The organism is Acinetobacter terrestris (genome assembly GCF_004331155.1).
Lineage (GTDB): Bacteria > Pseudomonadota > Gammaproteobacteria > Pseudomonadales > Moraxellaceae > Acinetobacter > Acinetobacter terrestris.
Window position 1 is genome coordinate 1 of record NZ_SJNZ01000002.1, and the last position, 21,164, is coordinate 21,164.

Here is a 21,164-nt window from a genome sequence, read left to right on the forward strand (position 1 = left end):
AATAATTCAAGTGAATTTATTTGAAATAAAAACCTTAAAAGCGTTATTTTCACCCGATAAAGTCCCCATCAAACAAGAGAAGCTTAAATGAGCTTCCTCTTGTAAAAATTGTGGGACAGCAGTGCCCTTTGGGGTGCTTTTTTATTTCTATAAAAAACATTTCTTGCTCAACCCACAATGAGTCTTGCATTTCAAATCCTGAAATGTAGATTTACCACGTTCTTGGATCCCACGGCTTAAATGGCGTAGTCAGTTGTACATCTTCCTCAGGATCATATTTCGCAGGTTTCAACTTTTGAGCTTTTTTACGCACTTTACCTGTATTTTGATCTTGGGCCACAAAGTTAAGACTTTCCGACTTTAACTGGGTAAATGCGATTTCGTTTAAGCCTGCTTTTTCAGGCACGATCATCAAGGGTCCCGAAACTTCACGACGGGTACTTAAATTTTCTTCATCATATTTAATGAAATAAGACTGCCCTGCTTCTAAGGTAAAATCTAAATATTTAGGCTTTTGAAAATGCTGTGTACCCAAAGGACGACTGCTCGATAAACGATACGTTCCTGCGGGCAATTCCATCCAGTAATAATGATTATTCAATAAACTCGGAATACGCTCACTATTAATAAAAAGACTGGATGCCACAATTTCTTGACGGTTCCATTTGCTGTCAGGTCGGTACATATACACAATGGCAGCTTGATCATTTTGTGCTTGTACAGGCTGAAAGCGCTGTCCTAATTTTTGGTTGACCCAAGCTCCAATGGTAAACATACCCAGACGGTGCTGCTCAATAAAGCCAGGTTCACTGTTAAAATCAACAGGTTTTAAGGTTGATGTTACTTGAGCATGTTCAACAGCAGATTTGCCATGACAACCCATCAAAATAATACTTGCACAGACCGCAATACAGACTCCACGCATGATTTTCCCTCACCGCGTATTTTTTATTTTTTGTACTCAATTAAACACTTAATTTTTCGCTATTATTAATCGCGATATTAATTTTACTTCGTTAATTTTATTTAGACGTCCACGCCTAGTGATTAAGATTAACATTCAGTTTTATTTTTGGAAATAAAAAACGTGCGAAAACACCAGTTTTCCGCACGTTTCAGACGAATAGCGAATTAAGCAGATTTAGAATTTACAACTTTCAAATCTACTTTAAGCGCAGCTTCAGTCTCTGCTTTAGGTTGACGCTCTGCCTTTAACTCTGGCTTTCCTTCACCACTAATCACCGCATCATTTACAATCACAGTACCCACATCGGTACGGCTTGGTAAATCATACATGGTTTCAAGTAAAGAATTTTCCAGGATTGAACGCAGACCACGTGCACCTGTATTGCGTTCTAATGCTTTTTTAGCAACAGCACGCAATGCAGAATCTTCAAATACAAGGTCAACATTTTCCATACCGAATAAATATTGGTATTGGCGTATTAAGGCATTTTTAGGTTCAGTCAGAATCTGCATCAGTGCTTCTTCATCCAACTCTTCCAAAGTTGCAATAACCGGTAAACGACCAATGAATTCTGGAATTAAACCAAATTTCACCAAGTCATTCGCTTCTACTTGACGGAACAAATCAGACAATTTTTTAGTTTCGTCTTTTTTCTTCACGTCTGCAGTGAAACCAATACCGCCTTTTTCTTGACGTTGTTGTACGATTTTCTCAAGACCCGAGAATGCACCGCCACAAATGAACAAGATATTCGAGGTATCAATTTGAATGAACTCTTGTTGCGGATGCTTACGACCACCTTGTGGTGGAATTGAAGCAACTGTACCTTCGATCATTTTCAATAATGCTTGCTGAACACCTTCCCCCGATACATCACGGGTAATGGATGGGTTTTCAGACTTGCGGGTAATCTTGTCGATTTCATCGATATAGATAATACCCTTTTGCGCTTTTTCTACATCGTAATCCGCTTTTTGAAGAAGTTTCTGTACGATGTTTTCAACGTCTTCACCGACATAACCGGCTTCGGTTAATGTCGTTGCATCTGCCATAGCAAATGGAACATCTAAAAGACGCGCTAAAGTTTGAGCAAGTAAGGTTTTACCTGAACCTGTTGGTCCAACCAGCAAAATATTACTTTTCGAAAGTTCTACAGCATCATCAGGTTTATGGCCTGAGTTGGTGACTTTTAAACGTTTGTAATGGTTATAAACCGCAACTGAAAGCGTTTTTTTCGCGACATCTTGACCAATGACATATTGATCAAGCGCAGCACGAATTTCATGTGGTTTTGGCAAAGGTTTAGTTGCCCAATCACCAGATTCGACTTGCTGACTGGTCTGGACTAAATCTAGGCATACGTCCACACACTCATTACAGATGTAAGCGTCCTCACCTGCAATCAGTTTCCCGACTTCAGACTGCGTTTTACCGCAAAATGAACAATGCTTTTGTCCTTGAGGATGTTCGGACATATTCACTCCAATATTAAAATCTGAAAATTATGGACGTTTACTTAACACTTCATCCACGAGACCGTATTCTTTCGCAGCCTGAGCTGTCATAAAGTTGTCACGGTCAGTATCTCTTGCAACAGTTTCATAGTCTTGACCACTATGCTCTGCCATTAAACGGTTTAAACGTTCTTTGATGAATAGAATTTCACGGGCGTGAATTTCAATATCCGATGCCTGGCCACGGAAACCACCGAGTGGCTGGTGAATCATGACACGGGCATTTTCCAAGCAATAACGTTTGCCTTTTGCACCGGCATTCAACAAGAACGCACCCATAGATGCCGCTTGACCCATACAATAAGTCACCACATCCGGTTTAATAAACTGCATGGTGTCATAAATTGCCATACCTGCAGTTACAGAACCACCTGGTGAGTTAATATAGAGGTGTATATCTTTATCTGGGTTCTCTGCTTCTAAAAACAACATCTGCGCAACAATTAAGTTGGCCATGTTGTCTTCAACTTCACCGCTCATAAAGATGACACGCTCACGTAAAAGACGTGAAAAAATATCAAAAGAACGCTCACCACGAGACGATTGTTCTACAACCATTGGTACTAAAGCGTTATTAATTGTTGGAACATACATACGTTATTTATTCCTAAATTTTTTGTTACTCAACTCATAGTCACAATATGAGGGATAATTGTCGAAATTGCAAAATATTCCCAATTAAATAACAGATATTTTTTGCATAAGCATTATTAATACAAGCCACGCTCAGTATAAGCCAATGCATAAAAAAAGGCGCATGATGCGCCTTTTTTCGATCAGCTAAACTTAGCCTTGTTGACGAGCTTGTTGCTCTTTCAACAATTCTTCGTAGCTTACCGCTGTATCAGTCACTTTAGCAGACGCTAAAATGTGATCAACAATTTGATCTTCTAATACAACCGCTTCGATTTGAGCACGTTGCTGTTTGTCATTTTTGAAGTATTCAATCACTTCAGTCGGGTCTTCGTAAGAAGAAGCCATGTCGTCGATATAAGCTTCAACGCGAGCAGGATCAACTTCGATTTTAGCATCAGCTAAAACTTTGCTCACCAACACACCCAATTTAACTGCTTTTTGAGCTTGTTCTTTGAACAAGTCATCTGGAAGCATGCTGCTGTCAAATGCTTGCGCACCTTGAGCACCAAACTGTTGAGTGAATTGTTGAATCATTTGTTGACGTTGACGGTCAATTTCTTGAGCCAACATAGATTCAGGAACTTCAACTTCGTTTGCAGCTACAAGCGCGTCAAAAGTCGCAGCTTTAACTTGATTACGAAGACCGTTCTTCACTTCACGATCCATGTTTTTGCGAACGTCAGCTTTTAATTTTTCAACGCCTTCTTCTTCAGTTAAACCAAAGGTTTTCAAGAATTCAGCATCAATTTCTGGAAGTTTTGGTTTTTCAACCAGTTTCACAGTAATTTTGAACTGTGCAGCTTTACCAGCAAGGTTTTCAGCTTGGTAGTCTTCAGGGAAAGTAACATCAATCACTTTCTCTTCGCCTTTCTTCATTCCAACGATACCGTCTTCGAAGCCAGGAATCATGCGACCAGAACCTAAAACAAGTTTAAAGTCTTCAGCAGTACCACCTTCAAACTTTTCACCATCAACAGTACCTTCGAAATCGAAAGTTACTTGCATGTCTTTTTTAGCCATGCCTTTGGTTTCAGCCCAACCTTGACGTTGTTTCTGAAGATTTTCAATCATCTGGTCAACGTCTTTGTCGTTAACTTCAGTTGTTTTACGTTCAACTTCCAAAGCGTCAAAAGCTTTCACTTCAACTTCTGGATAAACTTCTACAGTTGCTTCATAAACAAGAGCATCTTCTTTATTTTCAACTTTATCAATGTTTGGCATGCCAACAGCATTGATTTTTTCTTGCTGAATTGCTTCGAATACTGTGTCACGAATTACATCGTTCACAACTTCTTGATAAATACCCGCGCCATATTCACGACGTACAACATTCAAAGGCACTTTACCTGGACGGAAGCCGTTGATCTTCACAGTTTTAGCAGTGCGTTTTAAACGAGCTTCAAATTGCTCGTTCACACGGCTCGTCGGTACAGATACATTTAAACGACGGGCAACGCCCGAAACCGCTTCAGAAGTTACTTGCATGGCTTCCTCGATATAGAAATAGTAATTGCAATTTTGAAAGTGCCATATTATATGACAACATTGGAAGATATACAAAACAGGATGATTTAACCATTAAATTTTAAGCTTTCTTCCGATAAAAATCCGTTTTTATTTCAATTTCCTAACATTTTATCTGCCAAAGACGCTCATTTCGTATATATTTTAGCTAAAAGCGTAAATTTTTCCAAGTTTGAGTTCTTTGCTGATTTAATTCATGCATCTTAAAGTAGTGTTGGATCATTGCTTATATTGACCAATAAAAAACCTGCATCAACTTTTAACAATTCCAATCACTGCACATCAGTTTTTAATGACTTGGAAAAATATATAACTCACCAATGCCATCGTTCCAACTTCTCTTCATCACATTCATCATCCAAAACAAAAACGGATGATCTGTGTGTAATTTCATTACAAGACATCTCTTTCATCACAAAAGATCTAGAATAAGTTGGGTATCCCTCTCCCATCGAGTGAAAAGATCCATTAAACGTTGCAGATTATTTGTATGAAATTATAAAGTCCAGACAGAGATTTTAAAAATGAGGCTGAACATCTGGAATTAAAATTACTTTTTTGTTTTGGCATGAATTTATAATTCAAGATAATTGTAACCAGCTTATGCGGTGGCTTTAACTCGAGCTATTCCAAATAAATGTAAGCGATGAAATCGAATAAACATGATTTAACATTAAATTAACTGTTCGATATCATAAATTGCTTAAAAAATGCTAAATATCAGTATGATTAAAATTCACAATCATAAAGAACGAATCAAGAGATTTTATAGATATATATTTAAAATCATATGCTTGATAAAAATTTATCGTATTTTATTATTCTTTCTTGGAATTATAAATACGATAATGATCGCAAACTCCAATCCAACTTAATAGTTATAAAAAATAAGAATCATTATTATTCTCATACCTTTTCCCAGTACACTTTTTGAGTTAGAAATGGCCTTCATTAAAACACGCAAAAAAATCGTATCTTCTGCGATTGTGTCATCACTTTCAGTCATGGCGGGTAATGCAATTGCACAAGATCAAGTGACCCAACTTGATACTATTCGTACTCAAGCAGAAACAGAACAAACACTTAAAGTCGATAAATCTGCGAATTCCAAGTTTGTTGCTCCACTGCTCGATACGCCTAAATCAGTTTCTGTGATTTCTAAACAGCTGATTGCAGATACTCAAGTGACAACTTTAAGCGATGCTTTGCGTACTGTGCCTGGTATTACTTTAGGCGCGGGTGAAGGTGGTAACCCAAATGGCGATCGTCCATTTATTCGTGGTTATAACTCTGAAAGTTCGATGTATGTGGATGGTGTGCGTAGCGCAACTTCACAAAACCGTGAAATGTTTGCTGTAGAACAAGTGGAAGTTACTAAAGGTTCTGCATCTGCAATGGGTGGTGCGGGTACCACTGGCGGTAGCATCAACATGATTTCTAAAGTTGCGAAGCAAGGTGACTTCCTAGAAGGTTCTGTTGGCGCAGGTACAGACAATTACCAACGTATTACTTTAGATGGCAACAAAGATTTTGGTAATGGCATTGCAGCCCGTGTTGCGGTATTGGGCCACAAAAATGAAAAAGCGGGTCAAGCCGATGGTGCTGAATATGCACGTGCCGGTATTGCGCCAAGTATTACTTTTGGTTTAGACACCCCTACTCGTGCAACTTTAAGCTATTACTACTTAAAATCTGACGATACTCCAGATTCAGGTGTTCCATATTGGAATTCTGCAGACAATACTGCTACTGGTAAACCATTAAATGCTAAACAAGGCATTTACTACGGCTGGAAAGACCGTGATTTCCAAAAACAGGAAAATCAGATTGGTACAATCAAGTTAGAACATGATTTAACCGACAATTTAACCATTAGCAATACTGCTGTGTATAGCAATTCTAAAAACGATTATCTATGGACCAACCCAGATGATTCTCAAGGGAACATTTATAAAAATGATAATGTGTGGGCACGTGTAAACTCTCGTGTCGCTGATACAGATACCTTTACCGACCAGCTGGCATTAACCGGCAAGTTCAATACTGGTGCTCTTGAGCATAGCTTTAACTTGGGCGCTGAATATTCAGATCAGGAAACTGACCGTACCCAATACATTATTGATGGCCTTAACGCTACAGGTAGTGCAAATAATGCCTGTACGCCTGCCAATATTACTTCGGGTTGGTGTACTTCTGTTCAAAATCCTAATCGGGGGCCATGGACAGGAAGTATCAGTACAGAAGGTGCAGACCAATACAATACACAAACCAAATCCACTTCTGTTTATTTCTTAGACAGCATTGAATTCAATCCACAATGGATTTTAGACTTGGGCGTTCGTTGGGACAAGTTTGATACTGAACAAACCATGACTTATGGTGCACGCAATAGTGCTGTTTTAGGATCATCCACTACCCCCCCAACAAAACTAGTTGGCGAGAAAGACACAGCTGAAAGTGATACTGACTTCTTTACTTATCAAGCAGGTCTTACTTTTAAACCTGTAGAGCATGGTTCAATCTATGCAAGCTATGCAACATCTGCAAACCCTGTTGGTGTAGATGCTGGTGACGGTTCCGAAGGGGTAGGTGCGGCATATAGCAACTTAGATCCTGAAGAAAGCCAAACTTTTGAAATTGGTACTAAATGGGATCTTTTACAAGATCGCTTGAATTTAACTGCCGCAATTTTCCGTACTGAAAAGCAGAATGCTCGTATTCAGTTGACTCCTACCACTTATAGCAACATTGGTGAAAGTAAAGTTGACGGTATCGAGCTTGGCTTGAACGGTAAAATTACTGACAAGTGGGATATCTCTGCAGGCTATACCTATCTAGATAGTGAAGCGACTAAGAATGGCGTAAGCTGTCGCGGTACAACCTGTACTGACCAAACTGTATTTAACGGTAACCAAATGCCTAACGTTCCTAAAAACAGCGCTACACTTTGGACAACATATCAAGTTCTTCCACAACTTCAACTTGGTGCGGGTGCAACCGCAATGGATAAAGTCTACGGTGACTTAGCCAATACCAAGTATGTTCCAGGTTACGTGCGTTACGATGCCATGGCACGTTACAACGTAAACAAAAATGTTGATCTGCAATTGAACGTCAACAACTTGTCTGACGAACGCTACTTCACGAAAGCTTATGCATCACATTATGCAACTGAAGCAGAAGGCCGTAGCGCTGTATTGTCTCTAAACTTCAAATACTAAGCTCAATTAAAACCATAAATTAATTATGGATTTGATTTTAAATAGCCTCATAATGAGGCTATTTTTATAGCTATACAAAATTCATTCTTCCAAAGGTGTATTGCCGTGATTCATCATATTCCTAACGTCCTGACTAAAGAACAAGTTCAATATTTCCGCGAAGAAATGAATAAAATTGAATGGGTCAATGGTAAAGTCACTGCGGGTACACTTTCAGCTACGGTCAAACAGAACCAACAGCTTCCAGAAGATCTTCCGCTGACCCATCATTTAAGTACGATTATTTTAGAATCACTCGGACAACATCCATTATTCCTGTCTGCCGCCATTCCTTTAGACATCATTCCTCCCCTGTTTAACCGTTATGAACGCAATGAAGCCTTTGGTTTTCATGTCGATAATTCAATTCGTCGAATCCGAGGAACCAATGAGCGTTTAAGAACCGATTTGTCCTGTACAGTTTTTTTAAGCGAACCAGAAGAATATGAAGGTGGTGATTTAGTCATCGAAGACACATATGGCTACCATGAAGTTAAACTTCCGGCAGGCGACATGATTCTCTACCCTTCCACAAGCTTGCATGAAGTTACGCCTGTGACCTCCGGTTGCCGTATGGCATCCTTCTTTTGGGTGCAAAGCATGATTCGTGATGAAGCAGAACGTCATATGTTATTTAATCTTGATCAGAGCATTCAGAACCTGCGTATGCAGCTGGGGGACCAGCATGCTGAAGTGATCAAGCTGACCAATCTTTATCATAATTTAATGCGTAAATGGGCTGAACTTTAAGCTTTATAACGCCAAAATAAAAAAGGCTGCTGGAACTTAATATCAGGCAGCCTAACCAGTAACTTGCAAGTATTTGAATTCTTAATTATTTTATCTTTTAGTCGAATTTAACTTCTTTGACATCGTTTTTCCCTTTAAGCATGATTGCTTTATCTAATAAATAAGCGCGAATTAAGTCATATTTCCATCCAATTTCATCATCATTAAATACTTGTTACTATTGTTAATGATAATAATTATCATTAGAATTCGCATCAATTGTTACAGGCCATAACAATATCTCCGCTTTTGCTGCTATTTTGCCGACTTTAAAAGTTGCAAGGCAGTAATGGAATTTTGTCATATACGATATTAGGGATTAGCTACAATGGCACAGATTAAAAGCCGCAAACACAATCGAAATGCTCAACTGGTTGCTTTAGCGGCCTCTCTCCCGCTCATGGCTCATGCAGCGAACACACAAGATGTCACTCAGCTTCCAACCATTACAGTGAAATCAGATGCAGAAAATAAATACAAAGCCGATAAGGTGAGTTCGCCTAAATATACTCAACCTCTGGTCGATACCCCGCAAACAGTTTCAGTCATTAAAAAAGAATTATTAAAAGAACAAGGTGCAACCTCCCTGGTTGAAGCCTTAAGAAATACCCCGGGAATTACCCTACAACTGGGTGAAAATGGCAATACCAGTGCCGGTGATGCTTTCCAGATGCGTGGATTTTCCACTCAAACTTCGACCTATGTCGATGGTATTCGTGATCTGGGTGCTGTTACTCGGGATGTATTTAATCTGGAACAGATTGAAGTAGTCAAAGGCCCTTCTGGTGCAGAAGCAGGACGCGGGTCGGCATCGGGTTATATTAACCTGGCCAGCAAACTTCCTCAGACTGAAAATAGCCGTGAATTTTCGGCTACCTACAATACTGCTGAGCATGCACGTCTGACTGCCGACATTAATCAGGTGATTAATAATAGTACCGCTTTTCGCTTAAATGCGATGGGACAAGACGGCGGGGTTGAAGGTCGGGACTATCTTGAAAATAATAGTTGGGCCATTGCTCCTTCCATTTCCTTCGGCTTAGATACCGATACACGTCTGCATCTCTATTCGCAACATGTTCGTCAACGTAATATTCCAGATGGCGGAATTCCGACTGTAGGGATGAAAGGCTTTTACAATGCCGATTCTGCTTTAAGTTCAGCGCCTAAAGTCAACCGTGAAAATTATTATGGTCATGTGGATGATCATGAAGATGTCGATGCCGATATGTTTACGGCAAAGATTGAGAGTGATCTGGCTGAAAACGTCAAACTGACCAATATTATTCGTTTAGGCAAAACCCATATGCAACGTGTATTAACCGGGATTAATACACTCAGTACCAACAGTTCAACCAATCCTAACGACTGGACAGTGAGCCGCTCTCGCCAAGGGGTGGATCAGGAAAATAAAATTCTCGCTAACCAGACGACTTTAAATTTAAATCTAAAAACCAGAGCCATTGAACATGATGTCGTTGCGGGTTTAGAATTTTTAAAAGAACAACAACATACAAAAACTTTAGCGACTCAAATGCCGGGCCAAACGGCTGTAGCAACACCTTGGGCAAATTTATACAATCCTGATCGGAATCAAGTATTACCCGGCTTAGTTTATAACGGTGGCTACAGCAACGGTGAAACAGATACAGCTGCCGCTTATTTGTTTGACACCCTGAAGTTTGGTGAACGCTTCCAGCTGAATGGGGGTGTGCGTGTCGATTATTATGATACTGAATATGATGGACTGGCTATTCCCCGTAATGAAAATGCCTTAGTCGCATCCAGTTTTGCTGCACATGACACGTTGGTCAGCTGGAAACTCGGTGGTTTATTTAAGCCAACCCCATTTAGCAGTGTCTATGCATCTTATGCAAAATCACTGACGCCTCCGGGAAGCGCGAATTTCACCTTGTCCGAAACAGGTGCAAACAGCTCGGCAGCCGAAGCTCAAGAAACCCATCATTATGAAATTGGCACAAAATGGGATCTTTTAGAGGGCAAATTGGCGTTGAATGCTGCAGCTTACCGTACTGAAAACGAAAACCAGTTTACGATTGATCCCATTACCCAGCTCTCGGTACAAGAAGGTAAAAAGCGCGTTGATGGTGTAGAACTCAGTGCTGTGGGACAAATCACCGATGTGTGGAATATTTCAGCAGGTGTCGCGCATATGAAAGTGAAACAGCTGAATCAACAGACGGAAACAGCAACAACCTTGGCTGAACGCTGGTCACCGGAATGGACTGCAAGTTTATGGTCTACTTATGATGTTGCAGGCTTTAAACTGGGCTTAGGTGCACGTTATGTCGATGATCAAAAACGTGTGATTACGGACAGCACTACAGCGGCAAATATGCCAAGCATTCCAGGCTATGTGGTATTTGATGCCATGGCAGGTTATACCCTGAATAAAAATACCTCTGTAAACTTGAATGTCTATAACCTGGCAGATAAAGAATTCATCAGCACCTTGAACAATGGGGGTGGTCGTGTGATATTGGGGCAACCGCGTTCTGCAGCCTTAACCTTTAACTATAAGTTTTAAGCAATTCGCCAAGTCTTAGCAGATTGAGTATAAATGTAGTGTATTAAAGCTAATGCACTACATTATTTTATTTTTGGGCCTCAACAATTCAAGGGATGCATAAAGCTGATGATGTTACATATTCCTGAAATTTTAACCAAACAGCAGGTTGCTGAATTACGTCAGCAACTGGATGCGAGTCATGCCTGGGTTCATGGTCAGCAAAGCGCCGGCTTTCAGGCTCAAAAAATTAAAGATAATCTGCAAATTGATGTGAACAGCATTATTTATCAGTCCCTTTCCCCGAAAATACTGCAGGCCTTACAACGAAATGCTCAGCTAAAATCGGCTGCCCTCCCCAAACATATCCTCTCTCCTTTATTTAACTGCTATCAAGAGGATGGCCATTATGGCAATCATGTCGATAGCGCAGTGCAATATTCAGATGCAACCGGACATGCGATTCGTACCGATGTTTCAATCACGCTGTTTTTGTCTGAACCTGATGAATATGCAGGGGGTGAACTGATTATTGAAGATAATTATGGCAGCCATGAAGTGAAGCTGGATGCTGGCGATGCCATTCTCTACCCAGCTACAAGCTTGCATCGGGTTGAACCAGTAACGCACGGTAAAAGAATTGCAGCATTTACCTGGTTACAAAGCATGGTCAAAGATGACTGGCAACGCAGTATGCTATTTAACTTAGATATGACCATTATGAAACTACGGCTACAAGTGGGTGATTCCGAAGAAATCATCAGTTTAACCAGTCATTATCATAATTTATTGCGCCAATGGGGCGATCTATGAAACCAGCTATCCCCCTTGAGCCCTTCAGCCAAATTCCAGCACATTTACAAACCCTTGCCGATTATGAACAACAGGCTGAAAAGCACCTTCCGAAAAATACCTGGCACTACTTACAAGGCGGTGCGATGGATGAAGTCAGCGTTCAAGAAAACCTGGATCAATTTAAAAAAATTCAGCTGATTCCCAGACATTTAAACGACCTGACTCAAGGCAATACAGAATGTGAAATTTTGGGGCAGACTTTTCCTCATCCAATTTTTTTGGCCCCGATTGGTCATCAGCAACTGTTCCATGCTGACGGTGAAATGGCGACTGCCTTAGCGGCTGAAGTACTACACAGCAACCTTATTTTAAGCACCTTTAGCAATACCGATATGCGTAGCCTCAAAGCTGAAAATCAGTACAAATGGTTTCAGCTTTACTGGCAAGGCGATCGTGAAAAATCGCTGGCACTGGTTAAACTGGCTGAACAGCAAAAATTCAAGGCGCTGGTGATTACGGTAGATTCACCGCATAGCGGCATTCGCGATCGTGAACGACGGGTATTTTTTCAGTTACCGCAAGGCATGCAACATCCACATACCCCGGCACATATTCCCCTGCCTGAAATTGGTGAAGATCAACATCCTGTCTTTAATGGCTTAATGCAGATTGCGCCGAAATGGCAGGATATTGAATGGATGATTGCCAACACGTCTTTGCCGGTTATTTTAAAAGGTGTGGTTCATCCCAAAGATGCAGAACGTGCAGTTCAATCTGGTGTGCAAGGACTGATTATTTCCAATCATGGTGGGCGGGTTTTAGACAGCTGCATTTCGCCACTCACTGCCCTGCAGCGGATTAAAGCAGTTGTGCCTCAGGATTTCCCTTTAATTGTCGATGGTGGAATTCGTCGTGGCACCGATATTTTTAAAGCCATTGCCTTAGGTGCTTCAGCGGTCTGTATTGGTCGACCTTATATTCATGGTTTAGCGGTTGCCGGTGCTTTAGGCGTTGCCCATGTGATTAAAATCTTGAAGGAAGAATTTGAGATTACAATGGCTTTAGCAGGAACTGCGACATTAAACGAGATCACTTCCGACTATATTTTTCATAAACAGCCAAATTAAAGGAAAATATTTTCTATAAAGTTGTTGTAAACGCAAAAATAGAAAATTATTTTCGGAATAAATGGATTAATATTTAGTTATAGATTTGCAAGTGCTGCAATAAAGCTAAGTCGTAATAATTTATCAATATTTTACGACTTTCGACTAAAGTATCCTAAGCATTACTTGTAAATTGATAGAATAGACACAATCTATATTCGTAGTACGTTGCCGTTATCCACGACTTAAGCAATGCCTGCTACACAAGGAGTTACCTCATGATGTTGGCTGATCCAAGTAAAAAATATCGTCGCATGTATCAACGTGTCGACTTGCCAGACCGTCAATGGCCAAATAATGAAATCAATCAAGCGCCTATTTGGATGAGCACTGACCTTCGTGACGGTAACCAAGCCATTTTCGAACCGATGGATATGGAACAGAAATTCAAAATGTTCCAGATGTTGGTGAAAATCGGCTTTAAACATATTGAAATCGGTTTCCCTTCTGCATCGCAAATTGACTTTGATTTCACCCGTAAATTGATTGAAGAAAATCATATTCCGGATGACGTTTACATCGAAGTTTTGGTTCAGGCACGTGATCATTTGATCCAACGTACGTTTGAGTCTTTACAAGGCGCGAAACGTGCGATTGTGCATATCTATAACTCCAACTCCCCGACTTTCCGTGAAAAAGTGTTGAATGTTGATGTTGCCGGCGCAAAACAGTTGGCGATTAATGCTGCACAGAAAGTGAAAGAATATGCAGCAAAACAGCCTGAAACTGAATTTGTATTCCAGTACAGTCCTGAATGTTTTACTGCAACTGAATTAGAAGTCGCAAAAGACGTTTGTGATGCAGTCACTGAAATCTGGGAAGCATCACCGGCCAACAAAGTAATCTTGAACTTGCCTGCAACGGTTGAAGTTTCAGGCCCACATGTGTATGCCGACCAAATTGAATGGATGCACCGCAACATTCAACGTCGTGACGGCGTGATCATTTCTGTGCACTGTCACAATGACCGTGGCTGTGGTATTGCAGCTTCCGAATTGGCGATTATGGCCGGTGCTGACCGTGTCGAAGGTTGTGTATTTGGGAATGGCGAACGTACCGGTAACGTCGACGTTGCAGCGATTGCCTTGAACATGTACACCCAGGGTGTTGCACCAAACTTGGACTTCTCCAATATTAATGAAATTATTGCGACCGTTGAAGAATGTACTGGTTTGCCTGTTCACCCGCGTCATCCGTATGCTGGCGACTTGGTCTTCACCGCATTCTCGGGTTCGCATCAAGATGCGATCAAGAAAGGTTTCGAGTTCCAGAAGAACCAAGAAATGTGGGATATGCCATACTTGCCAATCGACCCTAAAGATTTAGGTCGTGACTATGATGCGGTGATTCGCGTCAATTCACAGTCTGGTAAAGGTGGTATCGCCTACTTGTTAGAATCAAACTACAACGTGGTATTGCCGCGTCGTTTACAAATTGAATTCTCGCAAGCGGTTCAGCAAGTGACAGATGAACAGGCTAAAGAAGTTTCAGCACAAGATATCTGGGCTTTGTTCAAACAGAATTATGTTGCAATCAAAGATGCACATTACTCTGCGAAAAACTACCGCTTGTTTGATGACAATGGCAATCAGGTGATTGAGTTGGATATCGAAGTGAACGGTGAAAAGCAGCACTTGCGTGGCGAAGGTAACGGTCCTATTTCTGCCATCTTGAATGCTTTGCAATTGCCAATTGATGTGTTGAACTATGAAGAACGTAGCATTAGCTCGGGTGCGCATGCCAAAGCCTTGGCTTTAATTGAACTTCAAGTGAAAGGTACCGGTAAATCTGCATTTGGCGCAGGTATTCACGATAATATTGTGACTGCCTCAATCGAAGCGATTATTGCCTGCACCAACCGCATGATCGAGCAAGGTGTATTAAGTACAGAACAGGTGATTGCGGCTGCCGTATAGGTATTAGCAATAATATTTAGCACTAAAATGACTTTAGAAGGATACCCTCAAGTGGTATCCTTTTGTTTATACATCCTAAAGATTTAAGGCGAATTATTCCTGTGTCTTTTCCAGCTGACTCAGTGGGTCTCGTTACCCCACAAAAGTTTTCATTCGAAGAGCCGTTAGAGCTTGAATGTGGCCGCATTCTCCCACGTTTCGAAATCATGATTGAAACCTACGGTACGCTTAATGCCGATAAATCGAATGCAATTCTGATTTGCCATGCGTTGTCTGGGCATCATCATGCCGCCGGCTATCATCATGAAGATGATAAAAAGCCCGGTTGGTGGGATGCCTGTATTGGCCCGGGTAAAGCGATTGATACCTCTAAATTCTTTGTTGTTGCCCTCAACAATATTGGTGGCTGTAGTGGCTCTACCGGTCCGATCTCGCCGAATCCTGAAAATGACAACCGTCCTTATGGGCCAGATTTCCCTTTAGTTACCGTTCGCGACTGGGTCAAAACCCAAGCCATGCTGTCTGACCGTTTAGGCATTGATGTCTGGTACTCAATTATTGGCGGTTCGCTTGGTGGCATGCAGGCTTTGCAATGGTCGGTCGATTATCCTGATCGTTTAAAAAATTGCGTGATTATTGCCAGTGCACCCAAACTGTCGGCACAAAATATTGCCTTCAATGAAGTGGCGCGTCAGTCAATTTTGTCAGATCCAGATTTCCATAATGGCCGTTATCTGGAAAATGACAGCTATCCAAAACGCGGTCTGATTCTAGCCCGTATGGTCGGTCATATTACTTACCTGTCTGAAGAAGCCATGAAACAGAAATTTGGTCGTGACCTGAAGTCCGGCAAGTTTATGTACGGTTTTGACGTGGAATTTCAGGTCGAAAGCTATTTGCGCTATCAAGGTGAGCAATTCAGCCGTAACTTTGATGCCAATACTTATCTGATTATGACCAAAGCACTGGATTATTTTGATCCTGCACGTGAATATGAATTGTCTTTAACCAAGGCGATGGCGAATACCCAATGCCGTTTTCTGGTAGTTTCATTCACTACGGATTGGCGTTTTACCCCGAAGCGTTCACAAGAAATTGTGGATGCGCTGATCACCAATCATAAACCTGTCAGCTATGTCGATATTGATGCAGAACAAGGCCATGACTCGTTCCTGTTCCCTATTCCGCTTTATGTGAAATCATTACGTGCATTTTTAGGTGGCGCAGAACACCTTGCAGCAACACCTCAGGAGACTGTGTAATGCGTATCGACCATCAATTGGCAGAAACATGGATTAAACCCGATTCAAGCGTACTCGATTTAGGCTGTGGTGATGGTGAACTGCTGGCTCATATGGGCAAAAAGCACAATATTCGTGCCTATGGACTGGAAATTGATCAGGAAAAGATTGCAATTGCGGTCAGTCGAGGTTTAAATATTATCCAACAAGACTTGAACCTCGGTTTAAGCCGCTTTGCAGACCAGTCATTTGACTATGTCGTTATGGCACAGGCTTTGCAGGCAGTAGATGCACCAGACGTATTATTGCGTGATATGGTGCGTGTGGGGAAACAAGCGATTATTACCTTTCCTAACTTTGCGCATTGGAAGACGCGTTCTTTCTTGGCTTTAAAAGGAATGATGCCTGTTTCAAATGCTTTACCGTATATGTGGTATAACACGCCTAATATCCACTTATGTACTTTCCGTGATTTTGAAGCACTTTGTGCTGAAAATGATATCCGGATTATTAATCGACTCGCCGTGAATGGGGATCAACAAGGTAGTTTACTCAGTAAACATGTCCCGAATCTGTTTGGTGAAGTCGCTATTTATCGAGTGAGCGCATTATGAAAAAAATATTATTAAGCACACTACTGGTTGGTTTTTTTAGCATTCAAGCGCATGCGGATTATGTTGCACCAGCACCGTCTATTTCCAGTCAGGCTGCACAATATTCTGTCATGGATATTAATAGCCTGATTAAGTCAGCAAAATCTGGCCAGGCCGCTGCACAGTTTTATTTGGCGACCAAATATCAACTCGGCAAAGATATTCAAAAAGATGTACAGCAAGCTTTTGCCTGGTACAAAGCCGCTGCGGACCAAGGTCTGACTGCTGCCCAGTTGAATGTCGGTCGTATGCTGGCTGATGGTATGGGCACCAAAAAAGACGAAGCTTCGGCGCGTAAATACTTTGAAAAAGCTGCGAGTCATGGTGACAACCGTGCCAGCTTTAATCTTGCGATGATGGAAGAGCAAAAGAAAAATTACGTGGGTGCATATCAGTGGTATGAACTTTCTACCCGTGATGGCATGCTCGACAATAAAGTGATTTCATTATCTGAAGGTAAGAAGACAGCATTGGCTGCCAACTTAACTCAAGAGCAAATCCGTATGGCACGTGACCGTGCCGATAAATGGATTCAAGCGCAATAATTTTGCCTGACTCTAGAAAGCACCTTCGGGTGCTTTTTTATTGGCTAAATTATCTAGATAAGTTTGCTAAAATACACACAATTATTTTCACATTAAGATTGAAATCATGGCGTCTCAAGACTGGTTATCTCAAGGAACTCTCGTTCTTGCAAGCAACAACAAAGGTAAAATTGCAGAATTTGAGAAAATGTTTGCAGAACTCAAGCTGCCTGTCGAAGTGGTTGCTCAGGGCAAGCTCAACATTGAAGATGCGGTAGAAGATGGGCTGAGCTTTGTTGAAAATGCCATTATTAAAGCCCGTCATGCGGCTAAAATTTCTGGCAAACCGGCCATTGCCGATGATTCCGGAATTTGTGTACCAATTTTAGGCGGTGCACCGGGTATTTACTCAGCACGTTATGCAGGTGAGCATGGGGATGATGCTGCCAATAATGAAAAACTGTTAGCGGACTTAAAACCGCTACGTAAAGACGGCGAAGTGATTGAAGGGATGTTTGTCTGTGTACTTGCTTTGGTACAACATGCAGAAGATCCGCTTCCACAAATTTTCCAAGGTATCTGGAAAGGAGAAGTCTTGGAAGCAGCACGTGGTGAAAATGGTTTTGGTTATGACCCATTGTTCTGGTTGCCTGAACTTGGGATTTCCAGTGCAGAACTTTCTAAAGCAGAGAAAAATAAAATCAGTCACCGTGGTCAGGCGATGCAACTGTTTAAGGCGAGTTTGGAGAAGTAAAACCTTTTCCAGCACCTCCCTTTTTCAAAGGGAGGTTGGGAGGGATTTTATATTGAGCTCCCCTCACCCTTGCGCAACAGTGTTGCTCATCTCCCAGAGGGAGAGAGAACTTTTCTTATCTTTATAAACCCGGCACTAAAACGTGCAACACCACCCCATAAATCCCAATCAAGATTGCACTGGCAATTGTCCCTGATGCAATATATTTCGCTGAATGTCCTGTGCCCTGGTAATAGGTTTCTAAAGCCACAATATTGGCTGCTGGTGGCAAGGCAAAGAACATAAACATGACCGCATAAGTCAGCCACTGATGCGGTATCGGCAAAACATAATAAGCTGCCAAACACACAAAGACAGCTAAAAACATCCGGCTACTGATCAGTAATAAACTCTGTTTTAGATCACTCAAACCAATACGAATTTTACTGAGCCACATGCCCAGAATGCACATCCCGGTAAAGGTCACCAAGATCTTATTGGTTTGATACAACCTCTGTACCCATGGATGCGACTCATAAGCGGTAAAATCCCAGATCGACAGAATAGCGGCTAGACTTAAGGCAAGAACAGGAGGAGAAAGCAGGACATTTTTAATAATAAATTTTGGATCTTGCTTGCTTTGACTGACTGCCATCACTGCACAAATATTGCCAAACAAGGAACCGCCAATATATAAAGCGACAATTGTGCTGCTGGCTTTCGGGCCAAATAATGCCAAGGCAAAGGGAAAACCCAACCAAGCCCCATTTAGATAGCTTAAGCACAGCGCACGTAATTTATCTTTTTTAAAATAATAAAAAATACAAAAGAAGAATACCGAACTGATAAAGCTAAAACCAATCAGCCACAAACTGCCCTCTTGGTAAAACACCATATTGTAGACAATGATCGCTGGAATAAGCAATCGTGCCAGTAGCGAAGCCAATAGCTGTCGTATCGGTGTTAAAACATGGACTCCCCAATATCCAATCAAGAATGAAATTAAAGGAAGAATCAATGCCATAAGATGTAGTTTGATAAAAGCAGAATGGCTTAAATCCTAACATAATTCTATCGGGCAAATGGCTTGTTGCATCTAAACTGAAGAACAACGACGTTTATATTCTGCTTCAATCTCAATATAAAAAATCATCCTGCTTAGATTTAAAAAACTGGCTTGTTACCCGCATTTTTTAGTGGCTTATTTAGTAGCTTAAAGGCAAATTAATGTGAATAACATCCCCTTGAGTTTGGCCCTGTTGCGATTTTTCCTGCCACAACCATGTTTGATTTTTCATTCTTAAAAAATTAGAACAGCGTGTGCCATACACGGGACTTTGAATGAAAGTCGATGAAAGTAATTCTTCCATCTCTGCACTAATACCGGTTTGTGGGAGATGTCCAGGAAGGATCTTTCGTTCATCTTCTAGAATATCCCACACCATAACTTCAAGATCCGCTTCTGGTGTATCTGCATGCTGCAACATCGGCAAGAATTCTTGGGTAAAGCGTTTACGCAAATGTTTGGTCTTCTCCCAATGTTCAGTCATCAAACCATTGGATACCACATACACGCCTTTGGCTAAAACCTGGGGTGCTTCACCGCGATTGCTCATATAAACCGCCTGATCTTGATCGCCGAACAATAAATTAAAACCAGCATAATCACATTGGCGTTTTTCTAATGCTTGAGCAAAGCGGATCGGGGTTAAATCAGATTCTAAAAAGGCTTGAATCAGATGACCGCGTGAAGTCGGATAGGTTTTTTTATCGGTCGCATCCCGGAAGTTGGTCACGACTGCCCATCTGCCGGATTTTGTTACGCCCATCCATGTTCCACCCGATTGCAGGTCTTGTCCGGCAATAATCGGGCTATTTTCCCAAGCTTTTAAACCGGTTGTCGGGCGCTGATAAAACTCATCCCGGTTTGAAATAAGACATAAAGGCGTATCTTCCAAGACTTGCCAAGCTAAAGCGACAATACACATAATCTATGCTCTTTATCTTTACACATTGAATGTACAACATTTTTCATCACATTCAGCTAAAATCTGTGCAAAACAGAATCACAAGGAACAGGAATGCTGACCTATCCAAATATTGACCCAGTTGCCGTATCGCTGGGACCGTTACAAGTCCATTGGTATGGACTGATGTATTTACTGGCATTTTTATTTGCCTGGGGACTTGCCACTTATCGTACCAAACACCGGGATGGCTGGACACCCGACATGGTCTCTGACCTGATTTTCTATGGGGCTTTAGGTGTCGTGGTCGGTGGTCGTCTTGGCTACGTGTTCTTTTATGGCTTTGAGCAATTCCTTGCCAATCCGCTCTGGCTATTCCAGGTCTGGACAGGTGGTATGAGCTTCCATGGTGGCTTCCTGGGCGTGATGATTGCCATGCTGTTCTGGTGCAGAAAATATCAGAAAACCTGGTTCCAAACACTCGACTTTATTGCACCCTGCGTACCGACGGGCTTGATGTTCGGCCGTATTGGCAACTTTATTGGGGGCGAACTCTATGGTCGCCAAGTCACCGATCCAAACTTTGCCTTGGGCATGGTTTTCCCGACCGATCCGCTGCAATTGGTGCGTCACCCCTCACAGCTTTATCAAGCATTGGCTGAAGGCTTAATCCTGTTTATTGTGTTGTGGTGGTTCAGTTCAAAATCACGTCCACGTATGGCCGTTTCAGCCTTGTTCCTGATCGGTTACGGTATTGCACGTTTTGTGGTGGAATTCTTCCGCGAACCCGACAATGGACAGCTGTTTATTGGCTGGATGAGCAAAGGTCAATTCCTGACTGTACCGATGATTTTGATCGGGCTATGGATGATGTGGTATGCCTACCAAAAGAAAATTTATGATTGGGGTCCACAGAAAAATACTTAATTTTTAGCGAGGCAAAAGCCTCGCT

At 41.6% G+C, this 21,164-nt stretch carries 17 protein-coding genes; 11 read left to right on the forward strand and 6 right to left on the reverse strand.

Annotated features, from left to right (window positions below):
• Positions 1–211: 211 nt before the first annotated feature.
• The 4 genes from E0H81_RS01260 to tig all read right to left on the reverse strand — a co-directional run bounded on the left by E0H81_RS01260 (position 212) and on the right by tig (position 4,602).
• Positions 212–925, reverse strand: a complete 714-nt coding sequence (locus E0H81_RS01260) for a DUF2846 domain-containing protein (RefSeq protein WP_131315886.1) — start codon at positions 923–925, stop codon at positions 212–214.
• Between the two features lie 206 nt (positions 926–1,131).
• The gene (gene clpX, locus E0H81_RS01265) at positions 1,132–2,442 is read right to left on the reverse strand and encodes an ATP-dependent protease ATP-binding subunit ClpX (RefSeq protein ID WP_131315888.1); all 1,311 of its coding nucleotides are present in this window, start codon (positions 2,440–2,442) and stop codon (positions 1,132–1,134) included.
• Between the two features lie 27 nt (positions 2,443–2,469).
• Entirely contained in the window at positions 2,470–3,075 is a 606-nt protein-coding gene (gene clpP, locus E0H81_RS01270) for an ATP-dependent Clp endopeptidase proteolytic subunit ClpP (RefSeq protein ID WP_131315891.1), read from the reverse strand.
• Positions 3,076–3,267: 192 nt separating this feature from the next.
• The gene (tig, locus tag E0H81_RS01275) at positions 3,268–4,602 is read right to left on the reverse strand and encodes a trigger factor (RefSeq protein WP_067866496.1); all 1,335 of its coding nucleotides are present in this window, start codon (positions 4,600–4,602) and stop codon (positions 3,268–3,270) included.
• Between the two features lie 980 nt (positions 4,603–5,582).
• Between tig and E0H81_RS01280 the strand changes: the two genes are divergently transcribed.
• The 10 genes from E0H81_RS01280 (at position 5,583) to rdgB (ending at position 18,266) form a co-directional block, all read left to right on the forward strand.
• The gene (locus E0H81_RS01280) at positions 5,583–7,862 is read left to right on the forward strand and encodes a TonB-dependent receptor (RefSeq protein ID WP_131315893.1); all 2,280 of its coding nucleotides are present in this window, start codon (positions 5,583–5,585) and stop codon (positions 7,860–7,862) included.
• A 105-nt stretch (positions 7,863–7,967) separates the two neighbouring features.
• Positions 7,968–8,651, forward strand: coding sequence for a Fe2+-dependent dioxygenase (locus E0H81_RS01285; RefSeq protein WP_131315895.1), 684 nt, complete (start codon positions 7,968–7,970; stop codon positions 8,649–8,651).
• A 367-nt stretch (positions 8,652–9,018) separates the two neighbouring features.
• On the forward strand, positions 9,019–11,238 hold the full coding sequence (locus E0H81_RS01290; protein WP_131315897.1) for a catecholate siderophore receptor Fiu: 2,220 nt from the start codon (positions 9,019–9,021) through the stop codon (positions 11,236–11,238).
• A gap of 108 nt (positions 11,239–11,346) precedes the next feature.
• Positions 11,347–12,030, forward strand: coding sequence for a Fe2+-dependent dioxygenase (locus E0H81_RS01295; protein WP_131315899.1), 684 nt, complete (start codon positions 11,347–11,349; stop codon positions 12,028–12,030).
• Complete coding sequence (locus E0H81_RS01300; RefSeq protein ID WP_131315901.1) at positions 12,027–13,139, forward strand: alpha-hydroxy acid oxidase; 1,113 nt, start codon at positions 12,027–12,029, stop codon at positions 13,137–13,139. Before E0H81_RS01295 ends, E0H81_RS01300 begins: the two co-directional genes overlap by 4 nt.
• Positions 13,140–13,396: 257 nt before the next feature.
• A complete protein-coding gene (leuA, locus tag E0H81_RS01305; RefSeq protein ID WP_131315903.1) occupies positions 13,397–15,094 on the forward strand; it encodes a 2-isopropylmalate synthase in 1,698 nt (565 codons plus the stop codon).
• 101 nt (positions 15,095–15,195) lie between these two features.
• Positions 15,196–16,356, forward strand: coding sequence for a homoserine O-succinyltransferase MetX (gene metX, locus E0H81_RS01310; RefSeq protein ID WP_131315905.1), 1,161 nt, complete (start codon positions 15,196–15,198; stop codon positions 16,354–16,356).
• Complete coding sequence (metW, locus tag E0H81_RS01315; protein WP_067866482.1) at positions 16,356–16,949, forward strand: methionine biosynthesis protein MetW; 594 nt, start codon at positions 16,356–16,358, stop codon at positions 16,947–16,949. The genes metX and metW overlap by 1 nt, the downstream gene beginning before the upstream one ends.
• Positions 16,946–17,533 (forward strand): tetratricopeptide repeat protein, encoded by a 588-nt coding sequence (locus tag E0H81_RS01320; protein WP_131315907.1) that lies wholly within the window; start codon positions 16,946–16,948, stop codon positions 17,531–17,533. Before metW ends, E0H81_RS01320 begins: the two co-directional genes overlap by 4 nt.
• 106 nt (positions 17,534–17,639) lie before the next feature.
• A complete protein-coding gene (rdgB, locus tag E0H81_RS01325) occupies positions 17,640–18,266 on the forward strand; it encodes an RdgB/HAM1 family non-canonical purine NTP pyrophosphatase (RefSeq protein ID WP_131315909.1) in 627 nt (208 codons plus the stop codon).
• A 121-nt stretch (positions 18,267–18,387) separates the two neighbouring features.
• Here rdgB and E0H81_RS01330 read toward each other — a convergent pair whose 3' ends face one another.
• Both E0H81_RS01330 and E0H81_RS01335 read right to left on the reverse strand, forming a co-directional pair.
• A complete protein-coding gene (locus tag E0H81_RS01330; protein ID WP_131315911.1) occupies positions 18,388–19,269 on the reverse strand; it encodes an AEC family transporter in 882 nt (293 codons plus the stop codon).
• Positions 19,270–19,450: 181 nt separating this feature from the next.
• The gene (locus tag E0H81_RS01335; RefSeq protein ID WP_131315913.1) at positions 19,451–20,233 is read right to left on the reverse strand and encodes an NRDE family protein; all 783 of its coding nucleotides are present in this window, start codon (positions 20,231–20,233) and stop codon (positions 19,451–19,453) included.
• Between the two features lie 93 nt (positions 20,234–20,326).
• Here E0H81_RS01335 and lgt point away from each other — a divergent pair, with 93 nt between their 5' ends.
• Entirely contained in the window at positions 20,327–21,139 is an 813-nt protein-coding gene (lgt, locus tag E0H81_RS01340) for a prolipoprotein diacylglyceryl transferase (protein WP_131315915.1), read from the forward strand.
• Positions 21,140–21,164 lie beyond the last annotated feature (25 nt).

What these genes read in the sequence shown, in the direction of transcription:
- E0H81_RS01335 (WP_131315913.1), bottom strand. Translation starts at nt 20,233, where the DNA reads ATGTGTATTGTCGCTTTAGCTTGGCAAGTCTTGGAAGATACGCCTTTA.
- E0H81_RS01320 (WP_131315907.1), top strand. Translation starts at nt 16,946, where the DNA reads ATGAAAAAAATATTATTAAGCACACTACTGGTTGGTTTTTTTAGCATT.
- clpP (WP_131315891.1), bottom strand. Translation starts at nt 3,075, where the DNA reads ATGTATGTTCCAACAATTAATAACGCTTTAGTACCAATGGTTGTAGAA.
- tig (WP_067866496.1), bottom strand. Translation starts at nt 4,602, where the DNA reads ATGCAAGTAACTTCTGAAGCGGTTTCGGGCGTTGCCCGTCGTTTAAAT.
- E0H81_RS01295 (WP_131315899.1), top strand. Translation starts at nt 11,347, where the DNA reads ATGATGTTACATATTCCTGAAATTTTAACCAAACAGCAGGTTGCTGAA.
- leuA (WP_131315903.1), top strand. Translation starts at nt 13,397, where the DNA reads ATGATGTTGGCTGATCCAAGTAAAAAATATCGTCGCATGTATCAACGT.
- E0H81_RS01280 (WP_131315893.1), top strand. Translation starts at nt 5,583, where the DNA reads ATGGCCTTCATTAAAACACGCAAAAAAATCGTATCTTCTGCGATTGTG.
- E0H81_RS01330 (WP_131315911.1), bottom strand. Translation starts at nt 19,269, where the DNA reads ATGGCATTGATTCTTCCTTTAATTTCATTCTTGATTGGATATTGGGGA.
- rdgB (WP_131315909.1), top strand. Translation starts at nt 17,640, where the DNA reads ATGGCGTCTCAAGACTGGTTATCTCAAGGAACTCTCGTTCTTGCAAGC.
- E0H81_RS01290 (WP_131315897.1), top strand. Translation starts at nt 9,019, where the DNA reads ATGGCACAGATTAAAAGCCGCAAACACAATCGAAATGCTCAACTGGTT.
- lgt (WP_131315915.1), top strand. Translation starts at nt 20,327, where the DNA reads ATGCTGACCTATCCAAATATTGACCCAGTTGCCGTATCGCTGGGACCG.
- E0H81_RS01300 (WP_131315901.1), top strand. Translation starts at nt 12,027, where the DNA reads ATGAAACCAGCTATCCCCCTTGAGCCCTTCAGCCAAATTCCAGCACAT.
- clpX (WP_131315888.1), bottom strand. Translation starts at nt 2,442, where the DNA reads ATGTCCGAACATCCTCAAGGACAAAAGCATTGTTCATTTTGCGGTAAA.
- E0H81_RS01260 (WP_131315886.1), bottom strand. Translation starts at nt 925, where the DNA reads ATGCGTGGAGTCTGTATTGCGGTCTGTGCAAGTATTATTTTGATGGGT.
- metW (WP_067866482.1), top strand. Translation starts at nt 16,356, where the DNA reads ATGCGTATCGACCATCAATTGGCAGAAACATGGATTAAACCCGATTCA.